General features: G+C 67.6%; 22 protein-coding genes. 4 read left to right on the forward strand and 18 right to left on the reverse strand.

Features of this window, described 5'->3' with window-relative positions; all coding sequences use genetic code 11:
- Positions 1–17: 17 nt before the first annotated feature.
- Positions 18–929 carry a sigma-70 family RNA polymerase sigma factor gene (locus tag DFQ14_RS15445; protein ID WP_114453994.1) on the forward strand — a complete coding sequence of 304 codons (912 nt, stop codon included), beginning with the start codon at positions 18–20 and terminating at the stop codon, positions 927–929.
- 44 nt (positions 930–973) lie between these two features.
- Here DFQ14_RS15445 and DFQ14_RS15450 read toward each other — a convergent pair whose 3' ends face one another.
- The 6 genes from DFQ14_RS15450 to DFQ14_RS15475 all read right to left on the reverse strand — a co-directional run bounded on the left by DFQ14_RS15450 (position 974) and on the right by DFQ14_RS15475 (position 6,925).
- On the reverse strand, positions 974–1,540 hold the full coding sequence (locus DFQ14_RS15450) for a carboxymuconolactone decarboxylase family protein (RefSeq protein WP_114453995.1): 567 nt from the start codon (positions 1,538–1,540) through the stop codon (positions 974–976).
- A gap of 82 nt (positions 1,541–1,622) precedes the next feature.
- Complete coding sequence (locus DFQ14_RS15455) at positions 1,623–2,729, reverse strand: serpin family protein (protein WP_114453996.1); 1,107 nt, start codon at positions 2,727–2,729, stop codon at positions 1,623–1,625.
- A gap of 162 nt (positions 2,730–2,891) precedes the next feature.
- Positions 2,892–3,086: a hypothetical protein gene (locus DFQ14_RS15460; RefSeq protein ID WP_114453997.1), complete on the reverse strand. Its 195-nt coding sequence runs from the start codon at positions 3,084–3,086 to the stop codon at positions 2,892–2,894.
- A 175-nt stretch (positions 3,087–3,261) separates the two neighbouring features.
- Entirely contained in the window at positions 3,262–4,554 is a 1,293-nt protein-coding gene (locus DFQ14_RS15465) for a deoxyguanosinetriphosphate triphosphohydrolase (RefSeq protein WP_114453998.1), read from the reverse strand.
- A 48-nt stretch (positions 4,555–4,602) separates the two neighbouring features.
- Positions 4,603–5,277 (reverse strand): YdcF family protein, encoded by a 675-nt coding sequence (locus tag DFQ14_RS15470; RefSeq protein WP_114453999.1) that lies wholly within the window; start codon positions 5,275–5,277, stop codon positions 4,603–4,605.
- A gap of 262 nt (positions 5,278–5,539) precedes the next feature.
- Positions 5,540–6,925: a glycine--tRNA ligase gene (locus DFQ14_RS15475; protein WP_114454000.1), complete on the reverse strand. Its 1,386-nt coding sequence runs from the start codon at positions 6,923–6,925 to the stop codon at positions 5,540–5,542.
- Positions 6,926–7,261: 336 nt separating this feature from the next.
- On the opposite strand from DFQ14_RS15475, the gene DFQ14_RS22395 reads away from it, so the two are divergent.
- Both DFQ14_RS22395 and DFQ14_RS15485 read left to right on the forward strand, forming a co-directional pair.
- Positions 7,262–7,777: an ArsR/SmtB family transcription factor gene (locus DFQ14_RS22395; protein ID WP_114454066.1), complete on the forward strand. Its 516-nt coding sequence runs from the start codon at positions 7,262–7,264 to the stop codon at positions 7,775–7,777.
- Positions 7,774–8,196 carry a Fur family transcriptional regulator gene (locus DFQ14_RS15485; protein ID WP_114454001.1) on the forward strand — a complete coding sequence of 141 codons (423 nt, stop codon included), beginning with the start codon at positions 7,774–7,776 and terminating at the stop codon, positions 8,194–8,196. The genes DFQ14_RS22395 and DFQ14_RS15485 overlap by 4 nt, the downstream gene beginning before the upstream one ends.
- A gap of 46 nt (positions 8,197–8,242) precedes the next feature.
- Here DFQ14_RS15485 and DFQ14_RS15490 read toward each other — a convergent pair whose 3' ends face one another.
- The 7 genes from DFQ14_RS15490 to DFQ14_RS15520 form a co-directional block, all read right to left on the reverse strand.
- A complete protein-coding gene (locus tag DFQ14_RS15490; protein ID WP_114454002.1) occupies positions 8,243–8,671 on the reverse strand; it encodes a hypothetical protein in 429 nt (142 codons plus the stop codon).
- Positions 8,671–9,516 (reverse strand): isoprenyl transferase, encoded by an 846-nt coding sequence (locus DFQ14_RS15495; protein WP_114454003.1) that lies wholly within the window; start codon positions 9,514–9,516, stop codon positions 8,671–8,673. Before DFQ14_RS15495 ends, DFQ14_RS15490 begins: the two co-directional genes overlap by 1 nt.
- Before the next feature lie 22 nt (positions 9,517–9,538).
- A complete protein-coding gene (locus tag DFQ14_RS15500; protein ID WP_246195698.1) occupies positions 9,539–10,195 on the reverse strand; it encodes a GNAT family N-acetyltransferase in 657 nt (218 codons plus the stop codon).
- Positions 10,196–11,020 (reverse strand): DNA repair protein RecO, encoded by an 825-nt coding sequence (recO, locus tag DFQ14_RS15505; RefSeq protein ID WP_114454004.1) that lies wholly within the window; start codon positions 11,018–11,020, stop codon positions 10,196–10,198.
- Positions 11,021–11,147: 127 nt separating this feature from the next.
- Positions 11,148–11,594 carry a CD225/dispanin family protein gene (locus DFQ14_RS15510; protein WP_114454005.1) on the reverse strand — a complete coding sequence of 149 codons (447 nt, stop codon included), beginning with the start codon at positions 11,592–11,594 and terminating at the stop codon, positions 11,148–11,150.
- 120 nt (positions 11,595–11,714) lie between these two features.
- The gene (era, locus tag DFQ14_RS15515) at positions 11,715–12,623 is read right to left on the reverse strand and encodes a GTPase Era (RefSeq protein ID WP_257233742.1); all 909 of its coding nucleotides are present in this window, start codon (positions 12,621–12,623) and stop codon (positions 11,715–11,717) included.
- A 23-nt stretch (positions 12,624–12,646) separates the two neighbouring features.
- On the reverse strand, positions 12,647–14,332 hold the full coding sequence (locus DFQ14_RS15520) for a chloride channel protein (protein ID WP_114454068.1): 1,686 nt from the start codon (positions 14,330–14,332) through the stop codon (positions 12,647–12,649).
- A gap of 146 nt (positions 14,333–14,478) precedes the next feature.
- On the opposite strand from DFQ14_RS15520, the gene DFQ14_RS15525 reads away from it, so the two are divergent.
- Complete coding sequence (locus DFQ14_RS15525; RefSeq protein WP_114454007.1) at positions 14,479–14,979, forward strand: MarR family winged helix-turn-helix transcriptional regulator; 501 nt, start codon at positions 14,479–14,481, stop codon at positions 14,977–14,979.
- Between the two features lie 6 nt (positions 14,980–14,985).
- Here the strand turns inward: DFQ14_RS15525 and DFQ14_RS15530 are convergent, their stop codons facing one another.
- The 5 genes from DFQ14_RS15530 to DFQ14_RS15550 form a co-directional block, all read right to left on the reverse strand.
- The gene (locus DFQ14_RS15530) at positions 14,986–15,996 is read right to left on the reverse strand and encodes a TerC/Alx family metal homeostasis membrane protein (protein ID WP_114454008.1); all 1,011 of its coding nucleotides are present in this window, start codon (positions 15,994–15,996) and stop codon (positions 14,986–14,988) included.
- A 281-nt stretch (positions 15,997–16,277) separates the two neighbouring features.
- Positions 16,278–16,640, reverse strand: a complete 363-nt coding sequence (locus DFQ14_RS15535) for a cytidine/deoxycytidylate deaminase family protein (RefSeq protein ID WP_114454009.1) — start codon at positions 16,638–16,640, stop codon at positions 16,278–16,280.
- Positions 16,633–17,964 (reverse strand): hemolysin family protein, encoded by a 1,332-nt coding sequence (locus DFQ14_RS15540; RefSeq protein WP_114454010.1) that lies wholly within the window; start codon positions 17,962–17,964, stop codon positions 16,633–16,635. The genes DFQ14_RS15535 and DFQ14_RS15540 overlap by 8 nt, the downstream gene beginning before the upstream one ends.
- A gap of 10 nt (positions 17,965–17,974) precedes the next feature.
- Entirely contained in the window at positions 17,975–18,550 is a 576-nt protein-coding gene (gene ybeY, locus DFQ14_RS15545; protein ID WP_114454011.1) for an rRNA maturation RNase YbeY, read from the reverse strand.
- Entirely contained in the window at positions 18,547–19,653 is a 1,107-nt protein-coding gene (locus tag DFQ14_RS15550; protein WP_114454012.1) for a PhoH family protein, read from the reverse strand. Before DFQ14_RS15550 ends, ybeY begins: the two co-directional genes overlap by 4 nt.
- Between the last annotated feature and the right edge of the window lie 16 nt (positions 19,654–19,669).

A 19,669-nucleotide genomic window follows, 5' to 3' on the forward strand; every position in this document is an offset into this window, starting at 1 on the left:
CGTGCCAGAATCACTCCGTGTCACCGAACGAGGACGCTCTGGCAGCACGGTTCGATGGTCACCGCGAACGGTTGATCGGAGTGGCGTACCAGCTCACGGGACACCTCGCGGATGCCGAGGATGCCGTGCAGGAGGCGTGGCTGCGGCTGGCTCATCTCGATGGGACAGCGCGGGACGAGATTCACGAGTTGGGGGCATGGCTGACCACCGTCGTAGGACGCATCTGTCTCGACCGGATTCGGTCGGCCGCGGCTCGTCGGGAGCGCTATGTCGGGCCGTGGCTGGCCGAGCCGGTCGTCAGCGAGCCGGACAGCGAGGTACCGGGCCCGTTGGAGACCGCCGTACAACGCGAGGACCTGCGCATGGCGGCAATGCGCGTCCTGCACCAACTACCGCCCGATCAGCGGCTGGCTCTGGTCCTCCACGATGCGTTCGACGTCCCGTTCGCCGACATCGCCGAGATGCTCGACTGCTCGGTACCCGCCGTGCGGCAGCACGCTTCGCGCGGCCGGCGGACCGTGTCGAACGCCGGCCCCCCACCACGTGTCCCAAGAGCCGAGCACCAGCGGGTGCTCGACGAGTTCCTCACGGCGGTCTCCTCGGGGAATGTCGAGGCGGTCGTCCGCGTCCTGCACCCGCAGGCGGTCGTGTACGGCGACGGGGGCGGCAAGGCTCGGACGGCGCTGCGCGCGGTCGTCGGCGGCGAGAAGGTCGCGCAGTTCACTCTGGGACTCGTCACCAAGTACGGCGAGGACCTGCTGACCGGAATCCGCCCCGTCCTCGTCAACGGTGACCCGGGGGTCCTGCTACCCGGAACCGATACCGGGCAGGTTGCGCCCCGGGTGATGACCCTCTCCGTCCGTGACGGTCGAGTCGCGGAACTCTTCGACGTGGCCAATCCCGACAAGCTGACCCGGATTCGCTTCTGAACGCACCCCGGCGAGCGCACACTCCATCGACGGCGCCGATCGGGCTACGGCATGGGCACTCGGCAGGCCTCCCCGGAGGTGAAGCCCTGATCGGTGATGCCGAGCGCGTGGTTGAAGCGGGTACGCTCGTTCTCCAGGGCGATCATGTAGGTGAGCTCGAGCACGGCCTTGTGCCCCAGCCGTCGGTCGAGTTCGGCCACCTGCTCGTCGGTGACTGTCACGGGCTGCTCGGTCATGGCATCGGCGTAGGCGATGACCAACCGATCCAGCTCGTCGAAGTGCTCCGAGAAGGCGTAGTCCTCGATGTGCTTCAGGCGCTCGATGTTCAACCCCTCCTTGAGCTGCAGCATCGTCCCGAAGTCCACGCACCACGAGCAACCGATCCGGCTGGCCACGCGGTACGTGGCCAGCTCCCGAACGCTCGCGGGCAGAACGGTGGCCACCTTCTCCGTCGTCATCTCGACGATTCCCGAGCTGAGCAGGAGCCCGGGATGGTGCGCGGCGACGGCGACGGGCTGGGGAACCGCCCCGTAGCGACGTCTGGCGAACCGGTAGATCAACGTGGCCAGCCAGCCCGCCCTGTCGATCGTGACTTCCGGAATCCGTGACATGGTCCACTCCCTCGACGGTGGCCCACACCTTTCGTGGGCCCTCACCCGCTTGACGAGGCACCGCCGGAAGGTGTGACAGTCCTCAGCTCGGGTCGACCACACGTGCGAGGAAGTAGATCGCGCCGGTCGCACGATGCCGCACGAGGAACAGGAAGGGCCGGTCGACCTCGACCCGTATCGGCTCCTCCTCCCGAACCGCGGAGACGAGGCGCATCACGGCTGCGGTGGCGGCAGCGCCTTCCAGCCCGTGCTCGTCCACCCGCAGCACCGACCGGTGCACCATGGTCGACACGCGGAGCGGGCGCGCGGTCAGCGGGGAGAAGTCGGCCGCCGAGGTGAACAGCGTGCTGACCCCGAGGGCGTCGAGCGGGTGCTGCAGCTCGGCCTCTCCGGTCACTTCGAATCTGGGCAGCAGCAACTCGACCCGCTGCTGCCCGGCCGCGGACACCAGCTCTGCCAGCCGTGTGGCCTCCAGCCCGGACTCGGCCCCGCTCAGCTCACCGTCCGGAAGCAGCACCACAGCTTCGATACCGCCTGCGGCGGGCAGGGTGACCACTTGCCAGCCGTGCCGGGAGGCATAGCCGAAGGAGCGCGTCATCCGCATCGTGGGCACGTCCCGTGTACCGTGCGGCGCGTGGAACGGCCTGGACTCGGTGGCGTGCTCGTCGAAGGACTCTGTCCACGACGCTTTCACGTACAGGGCGTTGACCAGAGCGGCCACCGTGTCGGGGTCGACCGTACCGGGCCGGAGCAGCTCCGGGATCAGATCGCGGGTCGTCTCGGCGACGTCGGCGTTGATCTGCCTGCGCGCCCGGTCCGGAGCGGCCCGGAATGCCGTGTTGCGCAGCGCGCTTCCCGGCCAGTCCTCCAACGCTTGCAGGTAGGTGTCCTCGATCGGAAGCTCGTCATCGGCCCACAGCGTGTTGGCGACAGCCAGTTCCGGGCCGTCCTCGGGTTCGAGGTGGCCCGGGTGTGCCGCACCGCGGAGCAGTTCGAGCAGTTCGGTCCGGCTATTGCTGCCCGTCGCCCGTAGCGCGGTGAGAAGTTCCGCACGGGTGTGGCCATCGGCGGCAGCCGCGGCCAACCCCAGGGCACTGGCCACCGAGTAAGGCGACCAGGAAAAGTCCTCCTCCGCGCGAGGTGCGAGTCGCCGGTGCAGGGACAGGCTGAAGTCGAGGTGGTTGCTCACGGCTGCGCTGGGCTCCCTTCAGCGAGGGGATCCGGCATCGGTGATCGGTCGGTCCGCACCGAGTCTGCCAGTTCCGGAGCCGAGCGGGGCCCGAAAAGCATGCACGGAGCCTTCGGCGAGCCGGGCGGAAACCGGTCCCGGCTCACCGAAGACCCGGGGGTCTCACCGGAGCGATTCCTCGATGTCCGAGAGTCCCATGAGACGGAGCTCCTGGGCGATGTAGGCGGTCGCGCGCTGGGCTTCGGGGTCCTGCCAGCGCAGATCGTTGACCCAGCTGGCCAGGTTGTCGACGTTGATGTACGGCTCGCCGTCGACGTCGAGTTTCTGGATGTAGTGCCGGTTCGGTTGATCGGACAAGGGTCTTCTCCTCGTGGCCCGGGTTCGGGGCCCCGGCCATCAGATCGGGGGTCGGGAGTCGGGGGTTTCACCCGAATCAGCGATACTGACTCGGACACAACGATACTCTCTGTAAGAATCCTGCCAAAAGAGGTCCGCAAAACGCCGCCTGCCCGGGCATAGCTCACATCTTTGATTACACAGCAGAACCAGAGCCGACGTACTGCCGGTGCCACTCCGAGGCCTGAGCATCGGTCAGGGAAGCGACCTGGTCCAGTACCGCCCGCAGCCGTGTCCCGTCGTCCTCGGCACCGCGCCACGCCATGGCCAGCGCGGGATCCAATGACTCCGGGGCCGCCTCGGCAAGAGCCCGAACCAGTTCGGTCAGCAGCACGCGCTGGCGCTGCTGCAGCCGCAGACGTTCGGGATCGCTCATGACATACCGCAGCGCCACGGCCTTGAGAACCGCGACCTCGGCGACCACCTCCTCCGGGAGGATCAGGTCGGCGCCGTACCGGGTCAGCGGCCCCGACCCGAATTCGGCCCGGGTGCCCGAGACCGAGGCGGAGGCGAACCGTCCGACGAGTTCACTGGTCAGCCGCTTCAGCGCCACTTGTGCCTGCAACGACCCGTCGTAATCCAGCACCGCGGCAACGGCGGGCAGCTCGATCAGGTGCATGGCGGCGGGTTCGAGCAGTTCGGCGGTGTCCGGCAATCGGATCTCGTGCCGGAAATGCTTCGCCGCCATCCGCACGATCTCGGTGCGCTCATCCGGGTGGGTCAGCGCCCGCAGGGAGATCCGGCCGGAATGCACACCGTCCTCGACGTCGTGCACCGAATACGCCACATCGTCGGCCCAGTCCATGATCTGGGCCTCCAGGCAGCGCCGCCCCGCGGGAGCACCCTGGCGCATCCACTCGAACACCTCGATGTCGGAGTCGTACACGCCGAACTTGGTCATGCCCGGTTGCTTCGGCCACGGGTACTTGGTCGCCGCGTCGAGGCTCGCCCGAGTGAGGTTGAGCCCACGCCCGGTGCCGCCGGAATCGACCAGCTTGGGCTCCAGCCGCGTCAGGATGCGCAGACTCTGGGCATTGCCCTCGAAGCCGCCGCACTCCTCCGCGAGGGCGTTCAACGCCTCCTCCCCGTTGTGCCCGAACGGCGGATGACCGATGTCATGGGCCAGCCCCGCCGTGTCGACCACGTCCGCGTCGGCGCCCAGGTCGTGCGCGATCCCCCGGCCGATCTGGGCCACCTCCAGCGAGTGGGTCAGCCGCGTACGGGGAACATCCCCCTCACCCGGCCCCATGACCTGGGTTTTCCCGGCCAGTCGACGCAGCGCGGCGGAATGCAGCACCCGCGCACGGTCCCTGGCGAAGTCGGTTCGGTTCGACATGTCCGAACCGGCCGGGGCAGCATCCTTGGGCGGCTCCGGGAGGAGCCGTCTGGTGTCGTGTTCGCCGTAACCGGGCAGATCACCGGAGTCCATCGGCCACAGCCTACGACCCCGGCCCGTCGAATTCCCGTGAGCGGACTCCTACCCCAGGCCCATGCCGGAGACCTCCGCGGAGGAGTGGGTCAGGCGGTAGTACAGCAGTGCCGCTGTCTCGCGCATGATGTACTGCCGCTGGATCTCACGGGTCTGCACGATCGGGCCGGTCCGAGTCGGCGATGTCCACGCGCGCAACCCGGCATTGTCGGCCATGGTCCGGGAACGCAGCGAGTGCCACGGATCACTGACGATCAACGCGGTGTGCCACGCGTGCTGCTCGGCCACACGTGCCACCGCGCGGATGCTGCGCAGAGTGTCCCGGCCCGTTTCGACATCGACGACGTTTCCCGCGGGGACACCGTGCTCGGTCAGCCACATCCTGCTTGCCTCCGCCTCGGTGTAGTTGTCCCCGAGCCGGTTGCCACCCACGGTCACGATGTTGTCGGAATACCCCTGCCGGTACAGGTCGAGAGCGTGCTCCAGGCGCGCCTGGAGCACTTCCGACGGCTCTCCGTTGTACTGGGCGGCACCCAGGACAACGATCATGTCGGCCTGGCGCGCCTGGTCGACCCGGGCGACCTGCCACACCCGCACCCCGGTTCCCACGAGCACCAGCAACGCCACCAGGACAGCACCGAAGACGAGGCGGCGCACCGGCCGACCGGGGCGGGACCTGTGTCGGACTCCTCGAGCGGTGTCGTGGAAAGTCACACCGCTCATCGTTCCAGATCCCCACCCCGTACCGTGATCACCGCCCCTGGGAGAGGGGTGTCAGCAAGGCAACAGGCGGCCATCAGGCAAACGAGACCGGCTGCTTTCGCCATGTCGGCAACCGGCACCGCCGCGGGTTCTCCGGCACAGCCTCGCGAGGACAGTCGGCACGTGGCGGAGAAGTGGCTACTCGAGGTGCCGGCTCCCGCAGCGAGGCGCAGCCGGAGGTTCCACCACCTGCACCGCCACGCCGGCCGATCCGAGCACTCTATTAACACCCGATGAGGCGCGCGGCGAGGTAGCCCTCCAACTGATCCATGGCCACACGCTCCTGCGCCATCGTGTCGCGCTCCCGGACCGTGACCGCCTGGTCGGACAGCGAGTCGAAGTCGATCGTCACGCAGAACGGCGTACCGATCTCGTCGTGGCGCCGGTAGCGGCGGCCGATCGCACCCGCGTCGTCGAAGTCGATGTTCCAGTTCCGCCGCAGCAGCGCGGCCACATCGCGCGCCTTCGGCGACAGGTCCGCGTTGCGCGACAGCGGCAGCACCGCGACCTTGATCGGTGCCAGCCGCCGGTCCAGCCCGAGCACGACCCGCTTGTCGACGCCGCCCTTGGCGTTCGGGGCCTCGTCCTCACGGTAGGCGTCGACGAGAAAGGCCATCATCGGTCGACCGACCCCGGCCGCGGGTTCGATGACGTACGGGCGGTACCGGGAGTTGCTCACCTGGTCGAAGTACGACAGATCCACTCCGGAGTGGTTGGAGTGCGTCGTGAGGTCGAAGTCGGTGCGGTTGGCGATGCCTTCCAGCTCACCCCACTCCTGGCCGGAGAAGCCGAAGCGGTACTCGATGTCGACGGTGCGCTTCGAGTAGTGCGACAGCTTGTCCTTCGGGTGCTCGTAGTGGCGCAGATTGTCCGGGTCGACCCCCAGGTCCTTGTACCACTCGGTGCGATTGTCGATCCAGTACTGGTGCCACTGCTCGTCATCGCCGGGCTCGACGAAGAACTCCATCTCCATCTGCTCGAACTCGCGGGTGCGGAAGATGAAGTTGCCGGGCGTGACCTCGTTGCGGAAGGACTTGCCGATCTGGCCGATGCCGAACGGGGGCTTCTTCCGCGCCGTGGTCATCACGTTGAGAAAGTTGACGAAGATGCCCTGCGCGGTTTCCGGCCGCAGGTAGTGCAGGCCTTCCTCGGAATCCACCGGCCCGAGGAATGTCTTGAGCAGGCCGTTGAACATCTTCGGCTCGGTGAACTGCCCCCGGTTTCCGCAGTTCGGGCACGGTACGTCGCTCAAATCATCGGGAGCGATGTCCTTGCCGGTGCGTTCGGCGTGCTCCTCGACGAGTTGGTCGGAACGGAAACGCTGATGGCAGAAGGTGCACTCCACCAGCGGGTCGACGAACTCCTGGACGTGACCGGAGGCCTCCCAGACCTGGCGCGGCAGGATCACCGAGGAGTCCAGCCCCACGATGTCGTCACGGCCCTGCACCATGTACCGCCACCACTGGCGCTTGATGTTGTCCTTGAGCTCCACCCCGAGCGGACCGTAATCCCATGCCGACCGGGTACCGCCGTAGATCTCACCGCTCGGGTAGACGAAGCCACGACGCTTGCACAGGTTGACGATCGTGTCGATCTGATCGGTGGGCACGTTCACTCCACGCTTGTCAAGAGGGCTGGGCTGTCAAGGGGTTGGGCCGACCTGGACCGGCCGAGCAAGGATGACGATGATTCTCCCAGCGTACCCAGCCCGCGCCTGCATGCTCCTCCCCCACCCCGCTGTTCGCTCGGATCGGCGAGGGGCGAACACGGTCGGCCGTGCGTAGCGGCCCTCGCCCTCACGGGCCGAGCCGCTTTCGACGTGGCCGGGTTTCGGTTGGGCGTGTTCGCAGCCCCGGACCAGTACGATGGGAACGACAGAGCGTTCCACACGTTCCACGTTCGAGGCGAGCGAGACGATCACCCCGGGCTCGCCGGAGAGGACATCATGCCCGTCGCCGGTCCGGATTCCGTCCCGGAGACGGGACAGCAGACTTCCGGGGTCTCGAGGGAAGCGGAAAGCCCGGGTGCCACTTCGGAGACCACGGAACACCACGTGCACTCCCCCGAGCGGACCGTCTCACAGCCCGCCCCCCGGTACGATACGCAGACCCTCTCCGAAGCCGGTGAACTGCTCCGAGCACTGGCAGCGCCGGTCCGGATCTCCATCGTCCTGCAGTTGCGTGCCGCCGAGCGCTGCGTGCACGAACTGGTCGATGCGCTCGGGGTGACCCAGCCGCTGATCAGTCAGCATCTGCGCGTACTGAAATCCGCCGGTGTCGTCCGCGGACAGCGACACGGCCGCGAGGTCGTGTACCGCCTCTCCGACGAGCATCTGGCTCATATCGTGGTGGACGCGGTGGCGCATGCCGAGGAAACGTCGGAGGCCGCACCGCACGGTACGCGCACCGAATCCGCGAACACCCTGGCACAGCACAGCCGACATCGACAGGAGACCGCGTGACCACCGGCGAGCGTCCCGCCACCTCGGTACCCGGCCTGCGGACCACCAAGCAGCGAGCCGCCGTGTCGAAGTTGCTCGACGAGATCAACGACTTCCGGTCGGCGCAGGAACTGCACGAGCAGCTGCGGCGGCAGGGAGAGGGAATCGGTCTGACCACGGTTTACCGCACCCTGCAGAGTCTCGCGGAGGTCGGGGAAGTCGATGTTCTGCGTACCGAGTCGGGGGAGGCGGTCTACCGCCGCTGTTCCAGCCATCATCACCACCACCTCGTCTGCCGCGTGTGCGGACGCACCGTCGAGGTGGCCGATCCCCCGGTGGAGGACTGGACGGAGCGGATCGCGCGGGAGCACGGTTTCTCCGACGTCAGCCACACGGTGGAGATCCTCGGCGTCTGCCCCGAGTGCTCCTGCGGCAGCTGAACTCGCGGCCGTGCGGCCGACGCTCTCCGCCGAAAGCCGGGTCCGATCAGTGCTCGGACGGGTGCGGATCTCCGACGAGTTCGTTGCGGAGCTGTGAGGCCGTGGAGACCACCAGCATCAGCAATGTGCCCAACGGCGAGGCGTCCATCCCCTGAGCGGGAAACGCGTAACGCAGGGTGACGTCCATACCGCGTTCGGTACGCACGACACCGAGCGTGCCGAACAGGCCCTGCCCGGCCCGCTCCGCCGCCGACTGGGCGAGCTTGTCGTCCTGCGGGAGATCCCACGCCACGACGCAGGTCAGGCTCAGCACCGTCAGTCCCTCGGCCAGCTGCATGGCCTGCACGGCACAGGGAACCTCGGAGTGACGGAACGTCAGCGCACCGTCATCGTCGACGTGCACATCGTGGTAGGCCTCCAGGGCCTGTCTGGCCGCGGTCATCAACTCCGCGGTCGTGGCTGCCTCCTGGGTCATCAATGCCCCTCCTGGGCTGGTTCGGTGGTGTCCTCACCCTGCGCGGTGCGGTCGACCGCACCGCCGAAGCGGCGGTCCCTGCGCGCGTAGGCCTCACAGGCGCGCCACAGGTGGCGGCGGTCCACATCGGGAAACAGGGTGTCCTGGAACACCAGCTCGGCATAGGCGGACTGCCAGAGCATGAAGTTCGAGGTCCGACGCTCTCCGGAAGGGCGGATGAACAGGTCGACATCCGGCATTTCCGGTTGGTAGAGGTAGCGGTTCACGGTCCGCTCGTCGACCTTGTCCGGATTGATCCTGCCTGCAGCAGCCAGCCTGGCGATCTCGCGCGCCGCGTCACCGACCTCGGCGCGACCGCCGTAATTGACGCACATGGTCAGGTTCATGACCTGGTTGTTCTCGGTTCGGGACTCGGCGGAGCGCAACTCGTTGACCACGCTGCGCCACAGCTTCGGGCGGCGTCCGGCCCACCGCACGCGCACGCCCATCTCGTCGAGCTCGTCGACGCGGCGGCGAATGACGTCACGGTTGAAGCCCATCAGGAATTTGACTTCCTCCGGGCTGCGCTTCCAGTTCTCGGTGGAGAAAGCATACAGCGACAGCCACTGCACACCTATCTCGATGGCGCCGCGTGCGAGCTCGAGCACCACCGCCTCGCCCTGCTTGTGCCCTTCGACTCTCGGCAGACCGCGCTCGTTGGCCCATCGCCCGTTGCCGTCCATGACGACGGCGACATGCCTGGGTACGAGGTCGGGCGGCAGTTCCGGTGGCCGGGCCCCGTCGGGATGCGGGTCCGGCGCACGCACATCCGGGTCTTCCTTACCCCGCCCGCGGCGTCGCAGCATGTGTGGTGTTCCCTCCGTCCTGTCAGCCGTGTCCGTGACGAACCGGTGTCTCATTCTCCCGGACCGAATGGTCCACACCGCCGAGTGGTTGCCCGAACCGGACGGCGAGCCCGTTCCGAGAGGCCAGTCTGTTCATGCCGACGGCGCGGTAGAAGGCCTGTGCTCCGGTGTTGCTCGCGCGCACGCTCAATTGCACACCGGGGGACCCCGCGCGGGCCAGTTCGTCGAACACGGCCTCCAGCAACAGCCGCCCCGCCCCCTGGCGCCGCGCGCTCGCCAGCAGATTGATGTGCAGGTGGGAGGGGTACGAGTCGAGATCTGCCGACAGCAGGCGACGCGGTTGGTGCAGCAAGGTGCGCAGTTGGGCGTCGGCATCTCGCGCGTCGGCGTCGGGGCTGGCCGGGTGGCTGGTGAAGAAGCGGGGCGCCCACTCCAGTTGCCAGCGCGCATAGAACTCCGGGGAGTTCAGCGCCGCGACGACGTATCCGAGGACGGCGCCGTCACGTTCGGCGACGAACACCAGTTCCGGCTGCAGCAGCAGGTAGGGATCGGCGAACACGTAGGCGACCAGGTGCGGGTCCCGCAGGATGCCCGCGGCGGGTTTTCCGGCGTCACCGGTGGCCACGCAGATCCGGTGCACCGCCTCGGCGTCATGCGGACGGTAGCTGCGGATCCGCATCTAGTTCTCCTGAGGGGCAGGCGCCCCGGCGAGTTCACTGCCGTCCAGTTCGGCGGCGCGCTCCCGGAGGAATTCGGGGATCCGGTGCCAGGATTCGCGGCGTTCCACCAGCGGCAGCGACCGCAGCTGCCGCTCCATGTGCCACTGCAGGTGTGCGGCCACCAGCCCGCTGCCCTCCCGCCGTACCGGTTCGGTGGCAGCCGTGGTCGCATCCCAGTCCCCGTGCAGCAGCGCCTCCAGCAGAGGCAGCGTCTGCGGTGCCGGGCGTACCGAGCCGGCGGGCCTGCATCCGGCACACACCGCACCGCCTGCCGCGATGCTGAACGCTTCGTGCGGGCCCGCCTGTCCGCACCGGGCGCATTCGGCCAGTGCGGGTTCCCATCCCGCGAACGACATCGCACGCAGCACGAAAGCGTCGAGCACCAGAGAGGGGTCACGTTCCCGCCCGGACAGCGCCCGGAGAGCGCCGACCGCCAGCAGGTACAACCGCAGGACCGGTTCGCCCTCCTCGGTGACGATCCGGTCGACGGTTTCCAGCACCGCACAGGCCGAGGTGTAGCGCTGGTAGTCGTCGACGATGCCGCCGCCGAACGCATCCAGAGTCTGGACCTGCGTGATCACGTCGAGGGTGCGCCCGGTGTAGAGCTGCACATCCACGTGGCAGAACGGCTCGAGGCGAGCGCCGAACCTCGACGTCGTGCGGCGCACTCCCTTGGCCACGGCACGAACCTTGCCGTGGCGGCGGGTCAGCAGGGTGATGATCCGATCGGCCTCACCCAGCTTGTGCACCCGCAGCACGACCGCGGAATCCCGGTAGAGGCTCACCCCTCCATCGTCCCACTCCCGCGTGAGGCCACGGCAGGTGCGCCGATCGCGAAGTCACACCCGGAATGCGGTAAACGGCGCGACCGACTCCGGCACAGCCGGAGAGGGCGCGACAGCGGGCAAGGGCTCAGTACGAGCTCCCCGCAACCCCCGCTCCGACCGCGACGACGATCGCGATCACGTAGAACAGAATGAGCAGTCCGTAGCCGCACGCGCCGACGATGATGCCGATCTTGCCCCATTTCTTGGCCTCGGCGGCAGCATGCTCGGCTTCCGCGAGCCGGCCCTGTGCCCACAGGCTCTGCACCGAAGTCGCTTTGATCAACGACGGGATGGCGAACGGCCAGCACAGAAAAATCGAACCAATGCCCCAGCCCAGATTGCTGTTGGGCGGAGCGATCCCGTAGGCGGGCATGCCGTAGGGATGCGGCTGTCCGTAGGCGGGAGATTGTCCGTACGGTTGCTGCCCGTACGGCGGCTGGGGCATCGGGCCGGACTGCGGGTCATGGCTCGGCCGGCCGTAAGGCTGTTGGGGCTGGGGGCCGGACGGCGGGCCGCCATACGGGTTGCTCACGGGTGTTTCCTTCGGTTCTTCGATACGGTTGTCGGTCCGCGCTGTGCGAGACCGCGGAGGAACGTACCGCAGAAGGGCCCGCGGCAAGGCCGCTACCGTAGAATCCCGATCGAACAGTGATCAAAATCCCAGGCGCTGCATTTGCTTGGGATCGCGCTGCCAGTCCTTGGCGATCTTGACGTGCAGGTCCAGGTAGATCCGGCTGCCCAGCAGAGCCTGGATGTGCTTGCGGGCTCCCGCTCCGACCTCGCGAAGCCGCTCGCCGCCCCGGCCGATGACGATGGCTTTCTGGCTCCGTCGTTCCACGTAGATCACCGCGTAGATGTCGACGAGGTTGTCGTAACCCTCGCGCGGGCCCATCTCCTCGATTCCCACGGCCAGCGAGTGCGGCAGTTCGTCGCGCACTCCCTCCAGGGCGGCCTCTCGGATCAGTTCGGCGATCAGGGTGGTTTCCGGTTCGTCGGTGATCTCGCCGTCGGGATAGAGCTGCGGTCCTTCCGGCAGGTGTTGAACAAGCAGGTCGGACAGCACGTCCACCTGGTACTCGTCGACCGCCGAAACCGGAACCAGGTCCGCGAACTCCATCACTTCCTGCAAGGCCAGGAGCTGCTCGGCCACCTGGTCCTTGCTCACCAGGTCCGTCTTCGTGACGATGCCCACCACCGGTGTGCGCTCGGACACCTTGGCCAGTTCCGCCGCGATGTAGCGGTCGCCGGGCCCGATCTTCTCGTCCGCGGGAACGCAGAACCCCACCACGTCGACCTCCGACCACGTCTCGTACACGAGGTCGTTGAGGCGCTCGCCGAGCAGCGTACGGGGCCGGTGCACGCCGGGGGTGTCCACGATGATCAGCTGCGCGTCCGGGCGATGGACGATGCCGCGGATCGCGTGCCGGGTGGTCTGCGGCTTGCTGGAGGTGATCGCCACTTTCGTGCCGACGAGCGCGTTGGTCAGCGTGGATTTGCCTGCGTTGGGGCGACCGACGAAGCAGGCGAACCCGGAGCGATGTGTTTCGGCTGAGCTGCTCACGTCAACCATTGTCGCCGGTCACCTCAGCGGAGGGTGGCGGTGGTGTGCATCGACTCCAGCAGAGCCTGGTGACTGATCCAACCGACCGGCTCGCCACCCTCGGGACCGAGGACGGGCAGACCGGTGCCTTCCGCTTCCACCAGGACTTCCAGGGTGTCGAGCAGCGGCATCGTACTCCGCACCGTGGGAACGGGTTCGGCGAGTGCACCGATCTCGCCTTCCGGATACTCCTCGCCTTCGAGTGCTTCGGCGACCGTATGGGCGGTCACACACCCCTGGTAGCGGCCTTCCGCGTCGACCACGGGCAGCACGGCATCGCTGGAATGGGCCAACGCCTCGGACGCCTCCCGGAAGGTGGTGTCGGTGGACAGCTTCTCCGGCAAGGCCTCCATGATCGTGCCGGCCGTCCGGTCCGGGAGCCTGCCCCGCAGGTGCCGGGACTCCAGGTCGATCCCACGGCGGCGGAGCTTGGTCGTGTAGATGGTGCCCTTGCTGATCGTGCGGCTGACCAGGGTCGCGACCACGAGGGCCAGCATCATGGGCAGGATGATCGAGTACTGGCCGGTGAGTTCGAACAGTACGATCACCCCGGTGATCGGTGCTCTGGTCGCCCCTGCGAACGCGGCTCCCATCCCGATCAGGCCGTAGGCGCCCGGCGAGAGTCCCATACCGGGCAGCAGGTCCTGGGCCAGCATGCCGAAGGCGGTGCCGCCCATCGCGCCGATGAACAGCGACGGCGCGAAGACGCCTCCGGAACCGCCGATCCCGATGGTCAGACTGGTGGCCAGCATCTTGCCGATCATCAGCAGCAGGAGGAAACCGATCGCGTAACCGCCGGAGACGGCACGGTCGAAAATCGGATATCCCACGCCGTACATCTGCGGCAGTACCAGCAGCAGCGCCCCCAGCAGCAGGCCACCCACGGCGGGGCGCAGCCACTCCGGGCCACGCCACACCCGGTCGCACAGATCCTCGACGGTGTAGAGCACCTTGCCGAACAGCACCCCCGAGGCCCCGATGAGCACGCCGAGCAGCGCGAACAGCAGAAATTCGAACGGACTGTGCACCCGGAAGGCGGGCAGGGACAGAAAGGCCTCGTTGCCCATGACCGCACGGCCGATCACGCTGGCCGTCACGCTGGCCAGCACCACCGCACCGAACGCCTCGGCGGTGAAGCTCTGCAGAATCAGCTCCATCGCGAAGAACGGCCCGGCCAGCGGTGCGTTGAACGTGGCCGCGATACCGCCTGCCGCGCCGCAGGCGACGAGCACACGCAGGCGTTGCCGGGGCAGCCCGGTCAGCTTCCCCCATGCCGAGCCCAGCGCGGCACCGATCTGCACGATCGGCCCCTCGCGACCCACGGAACCACCGGAACCGATGCACAGGGCCGAGGCGAGCGCTTTGACGAGGCTGACCTGAGGCTTGATGTGTCCGCCGCGCTCGGCCACCGCGTACATCACTTCGGGAACGCCGTGCCCGCGCGCTTCCGGAGCGAAGCGCTGAACCAGCGGGCCGTAGACGAGCCCCGCCACGGCCGGGGCCAGCACCAGGAACCACATGCCCAGCCCCGGAAACCAGGGATGGGCCGCTCCTGGAGTGGCGGCGTAGTCGATGTGTCCCGAGAACAACAGACCGGCCTGTCTGATCAACCACCGGAACGCGATGGCACCGAACCCGGCACCCACGCCGATGAACAGCGCCAGCGCCATCAGCCCGCTACCGCGTTCCCGCAGCCAGACAGCGATCGGTCTTCGTACCGGCACGGGAATCACTCCTGATTGTTTCCCAGCGGAATCGGATCCACCGTTGCATTATGCAAATCTTGCACCGTGCAGGTCAATGTGAAAATGGGGACATGACCGAGGAACTTCCGCCGAGCGGCAACGAGGTGGACGCCATCACCGACGCGGTGCTGACCGCCTCACGGCTCCTGGTGGGAGTCTCGGCGAAGTCGGTGGCGGCCGTGGCCGGGCCGATCAGCCTGCCCCAGTTCCGCCTGCTGGTGGCCCTGAGCTCACGAGGACCGCTGAAACTCGTCTCGCTGGCCGAACTTCTGGGGGTCAACCCCTCCACCGCCACGCGTACGGTCGACCGACTGGTCGGCGCAGGCTGGGCCGAACGCAACAGCAACCCGGAATCGCGGCGCGAAATCACGGTGGGACTCACCGGATCGGGGCGCGATCTGGTCGATCGGGTCACGGAGTACCGCAGGCGCGAAATCGCGGCCATCGTGCAGCGGATGCCCGCACATCGCCGTGAAGGCCTGGTGGAAGCACTCCAGGCCTTCACCGAGGCGGGAGCGGAGCCACCGGCCCGCACCTCGCCCTACGATGCGGGCCTGACCCAGTGGGACTGAACGGCCTCATCCGACGCGCTGAGCGGAGCGGCGAGTGGCGTAGAAGCTGGTCAGGGTCACCGTCGCCAGTGTGCCGACGATGACACCGAGCGAGGCCAAGGTGGGGATTTCGGGCACGACCGGCCACTGGTCGTGCGCCCAGTGCAGCGCGAGCTTCACCCCGATGAACGCGAGGATGAACGCCAGGCCGTAATTCAGGTGGGGCAGATTGCGCACCGCTCCCTGGAGGACGAAGTAGAGCGCGCGCAACCCGAGCAGGGCGGCGGCGTTGGTGACGAACACGAGGTACGGATCCTCGGTGATGCCGTACACGGCGGGGATGGAATCGATGGCGAAGACCACGTCGGTACCGAAAATCGCGACCACCACCAGCGCCATGGGGGTCAGTGCGCGCCTGCCTTCGTCACGCACCAGCAGGCGAGCTCCCCGATAGTCGTCGGTGACCGGCATCAGCCGCTGCAGCAGCCGAACCGAGCGCATATCGGAGACCTCGGTCGTCTGCTCCCCGCCCGCAAGGGCGTCTTTGAAGATCTTCACTGCCGTGACCAGCAGGATCGCTCCGAAGAGGAGGAAAGCCCAGTCGAACGCGGACAGGGCGGCCGCGCCCACCGCGATGAACACACCGCGCAACACCAGGGCACCGACGATGCCGTAGAGCAGCACCCGCTGCTGCAGCTCGACGGGAACGGCGAAGGCGGACAGCAGCAGCATGAACACGAACAGGTTGTCCACCGACAGTGACTTCTCCACCAGGTACCCGGTGAGGTACTCGACCCCCTGTGTGGAGCCGTACGCGAACCAGATGTAGACCCCGAAGGCCAGCGGGAGCGCGATGTAGAAGATCGACCAGCCCACTGCCTCGCGCATGGACACCCGGTGCGGGTTGCGGGTGATCAGAAAATCCATCGCCAGCAGCAGGATCACGGCGGCAATCGTCAGTCCCCACAGGGACGGTGAACCGATCGATTGCAGGCCGGACGCGGACACGACGACGTCCCCGGTCACGACAGCGGACATGAAGCTCCCTCGAACACGCGGTTGTCCGAGGTCTCCCTCACTCGCCCTGCGGCGAGCGGTGGCCCGAGAGCACTCCCGAGTGCACGTACTGACCGGGCCGACCTGTACGAAGTACTCCCCTCACCCCGGAGACTAACCGAGATCGCGAGGCTCGAGCATGCCAGGGTCGGTGTCCCCTCCCCACGCACGACTGCGGCGCCGAACCAGGAGCCTCCTTTCCGGAAGCCGCAGCGCTGTTGTCGGCGCCACCAGCCCCGACGGCGCGACTCCGGTGCCGGAAATCAACGCCGAACGCCGACGACCTCGCCACCGCGATCGGCCCGGAAGACCGGGGCACTGGTACCGAGATCCCGCACAGCCGCCACGGAATCCGCGTCGATCTCGGTGGCGTCGGTGACGACGGCCGCAGCCTCCAAGCCTTCGGCGCCACTGGCGACCGCACTGGTCACCGCCGCCTGCAAGGCGGTCAGGCGCAACGAGGGCAAGGTGACGGTGCAGGCGGCATAGGTCCGGCCGTCGAGATCGCGCACCGCGGCTCCCTCGGGCGCACCGATCCGCGCGCGCGCCGACCGCGCCAGCGTCACGATCTTGGTGTCCTCCGCATCGAGTTCCTGCGGCACCGGCTGTTCGACATTGTCACCCACGACTGACGTATCCTTCCTGATCGGCACCGCCCAGCGGTGCGTTTTCCTCGTTGGCCCCGCGCACGAGAAGCGCGTTGATGCGGATACGTCCGCGGTGATCCTTGCCGCCTTCGGCGCGAAGCCGCAATCCGGCGATCTCGGCCTCGGCACCGGGCAGTGGAACGCGCCCCAACCGCTGCGCGAGCAGGCCACCGACCGTCTCGACCTCGGAATCGTCGAGATCGACCTCGAACAGTGCGGCGAAATCCTCCACGGGCAACCGGGAGCTCACCCGGACCACACCGCCCTCCAGCCTTTCGACCGGCCGATATTCCTCACGATCGGACTCGTCGGTGATCTCACCGACGATCTCTTCGATGATGTCCTCGATCGTGAGCAACCCCGCGGTTCCGCCGTACTCGTCCACCGCGACCGCCATGTGGCTGCGGGAGAGCTGCATCTCCTGGAGCAACTCGTCGAGCCGTTTCGAGTCGGGCACGAAACTCGCCGGGCGCATCAGGTCGGCCACCACCGGGCCGTCCTCGTGGAGATTGCCACGCTCGACCATCACCCCGGCCAGGTCCTTCAAGGTGACCACGCCGACGATGTCGTCCACGCTCTCCCCGATCACGGGAACGCGGGAAAAACCCGAACGCAGGGACAACGCGAGCGCCTGCCGCACCGACTTGGTGTGCTCGATCCAGACGATCTCGGTGCGCGGCACCATCACTTCACGAGCGGTGGTGTCTCCCAACTCGAACACCGAGTGAATCATCTCGCGCTCTCCCGCGGCGACGACCCCGCGCTCGCCGGCGAGATCCACCAGCTCGCGCAGCTCGACCTCCGAGGAGAACGGTCCCTCGCGGAAACCCCGGCCCGGCGTGATCGTGTTCCCGACGAGGATGAGCAACCGGGTCAGCGGGTTGAGCACACGCGCGAGAACACGCACCGGTGCGGCGGCCAGCAGACCCACCCGGTAGGGATGCTGCCGCCCGATCGTGCGAGGACCGACACCGACCAACACGTAGGAGACCAGCAGCATGGTCACGATCGCGGACAGGACCGCCCAGCCGGAGGACACGGCCGTTCCCAGCACGGCGATGGTGACCATCACGGTGGCGCTCAACTCGCACGCCAGACGCAGCAGCAGGAGCAGGTTGACGTGACGGGGACGTTCGGCGAGGACCAACGCGAGCTGCCTGGCACCGCCGCGTCCCTCGCGGACGAGCTCGTCGACCCGTGCCCGCGAGGCGGTCCCGATCGCCGCGTCCGCCGCGGCGAACGCGCCCGCCGCCACCACCAGCAGTACCGCCCACACCAAGGGCACGGCTACACCGGAGAACACGGCCGCCGACCTAGTTCGACCTGCCGTGCCCGGTGTTGTCGTCCGGGCTGTCCAGCCCCACCGCGCCGAGCACGCGAGAGTCGGCGTCACGCTGCTGAGCAGCTCGATCGGCCTCGGACTTCGCCTGCCGGAAGTCGACCAGGATCCGGTTCTGCAGCGCGAACATCTCGCGCTCTTCCTCGGGTTCCGCGTGGTCGTAGCCCAGCAGGTGCAGGACTCCGTGCACCGTCAGCAGAAACAACTCGTCGGCGAGACTGTGTCCGGCCTTGCGTGCCTGGTCCTTGGCGAACGCGGGGCAGAGCACGATGTCACCGAGCATCGCGGCCGTGGAGTCGGTGGTGGTGTCACCACCCGACGAGGCGCGTTCGGAATCGTATTCGTCCATGGGAAACGCCATCACGTCGGTGGGTCCCTCGAGGTCCATCCACCGCTCGTGGAGATCGGCCATCACGTCGAGGTCGACGAGCACGATCGACAGCTCGGCGAGCTGGCTGACGCTCATCCGGTCCAACGCGAACCGGGCGACCGAGACGATGTCGGTCTCCTGCACCTCGACGGTGGACTCGTTGGCGATCTCGATGCTCATGCGCGCCCCCGTCGCTGTCCGGTGCGCCGACCACCACGTTCTTCCCCCGACGAACCGGAGGCCCGCTCATCGCCGTTGTCCCCGCTCTCCTCACGGGCCTGCCAGCGGTCGTAGGCGTTGACGATGTCGGTCACCAAGCGGTGCCGCACGACGTCCTGGCTCTCCAGCATGCTGAAGTGCACGTCCTCGACACCATCGAGGATTTCCCGGACGACCTTGAGGCCGCTGCGCTGACCACCCGGTAGGTCGATCTGGGTGATGTCGCCGGTCACCACGATCTTGGAACCGAAGCCCAACCGAGTCAGAAACATCTTCATCTGCTCGGGTGTGGTGTTCTGCGCCTCGTCGAGGATGATGAACGCGTCGTTGAGCGTGCGGCCACGCATGTACGCCAGCGGCGCGACCTCGATGGTGCCCGCCTGGGTCAGCCGAGGGACCGACTCGGGGTCGATCATGTCGTGCAGGGCGTCGTACAGCGGCCGCAGGTACGGATCGATCTTCTCGTACAGCGTGCCGGGCAGGTAACCGAGCCGTTCCCCGGCCTCCACGGCGGGGCGGATGAGGATGATCCGGTTGACCTGCTTGGCCTGCAGCGCCTGGACGGCCTTGGCCATGGCCAGGTAGGTCTTGCCGGTACCGGCGGGGCCGATTCCGAAGACCACGGTGTGCTCGTCGATCGCGTCGACGTAGCGCTTCTGGTTCGCGGTTTTCGGGCGGATGGTGCGCCCGCGTCGCGAGACGATGTCCAGAGTCAGCACGTCGGCGGGCGATTCGCCGTGCTCGGCCGAGAGCATCGCCACGCTGTGGCGCACGACGTCCGGGCTGATCGGGTTCCCCCGGGAGATGAGCGTGGTGAGTTCGTCGAACAACCGCTCGGCGAAGGCCACGTCCGCGGAGGCGCCGGACAGGGTCACCTCGTTGCCCCGGACGTGGACATCCGCCTCGATCGATTCCTCGATGATCCGGAGGTTCTCGTCCCGGGAGCCCAACAACGCCAGGACGGCATTGTCGGGAACGGTCACCGTCGACTGTGCTGTTGCGGTTTGGTTCGGCTGCTGGTCTCCGGACTGGGCTGCGGCCCCGCCTGCTGCGATTCCGGCCACGTGCTTTCGGGCCTGC

This window comes from Halopolyspora algeriensis, assembly GCF_003337235.1.
Lineage (GTDB): Bacteria > Actinomycetota > Actinomycetes > Mycobacteriales > Pseudonocardiaceae > Haloactinomyces > Haloactinomyces algeriensis.

Excerpts from the sequence above, each read along its gene's own strand:
- DFQ14_RS15470 (WP_114453999.1), bottom strand. The coding sequence starts at position 5,277 with ATGAGCGGTGTGACTTTCCACGACACCGCTCGAGGAGTCCGACACAGG.
- DFQ14_RS15520 (WP_114454068.1), bottom strand. The coding sequence starts at position 14,332 with ATGGCGCTGGCGCTGTTCATCGGCGTGGGTGCCGGGTTCGGTGCCATC.
- DFQ14_RS15525 (WP_114454007.1), top strand. The coding sequence starts at position 14,479 with ATGACCGAGGAACTTCCGCCGAGCGGCAACGAGGTGGACGCCATCACC.
- DFQ14_RS15530 (WP_114454008.1), bottom strand. The coding sequence starts at position 15,996 with ATGTCCGCTGTCGTGACCGGGGACGTCGTCGTGTCCGCGTCCGGCCTG.
- DFQ14_RS15500 (WP_246195698.1), bottom strand. The coding sequence starts at position 10,195 with ATGCGGATCCGCAGCTACCGTCCGCATGACGCCGAGGCGGTGCACCGG.
- DFQ14_RS22395 (WP_114454066.1), top strand. The coding sequence starts at position 7,262 with ATGCCCGTCGCCGGTCCGGATTCCGTCCCGGAGACGGGACAGCAGACT.
- DFQ14_RS15465 (WP_114453998.1), bottom strand. The coding sequence starts at position 4,554 with ATGGACTCCGGTGATCTGCCCGGTTACGGCGAACACGACACCAGACGG.
- DFQ14_RS15490 (WP_114454002.1), bottom strand. The coding sequence starts at position 8,671 with ATGACCCAGGAGGCAGCCACGACCGCGGAGTTGATGACCGCGGCCAGA.
- DFQ14_RS15450 (WP_114453995.1), bottom strand. The coding sequence starts at position 1,540 with ATGTCACGGATTCCGGAAGTCACGATCGACAGGGCGGGCTGGCTGGCC.
- ybeY (WP_114454011.1), bottom strand. The coding sequence starts at position 18,550 with ATGAGCATCGAGATCGCCAACGAGTCCACCGTCGAGGTGCAGGAGACC.
- DFQ14_RS15495 (WP_114454003.1), bottom strand. The coding sequence starts at position 9,516 with ATGCTGCGACGCCGCGGGCGGGGTAAGGAAGACCCGGATGTGCGTGCG.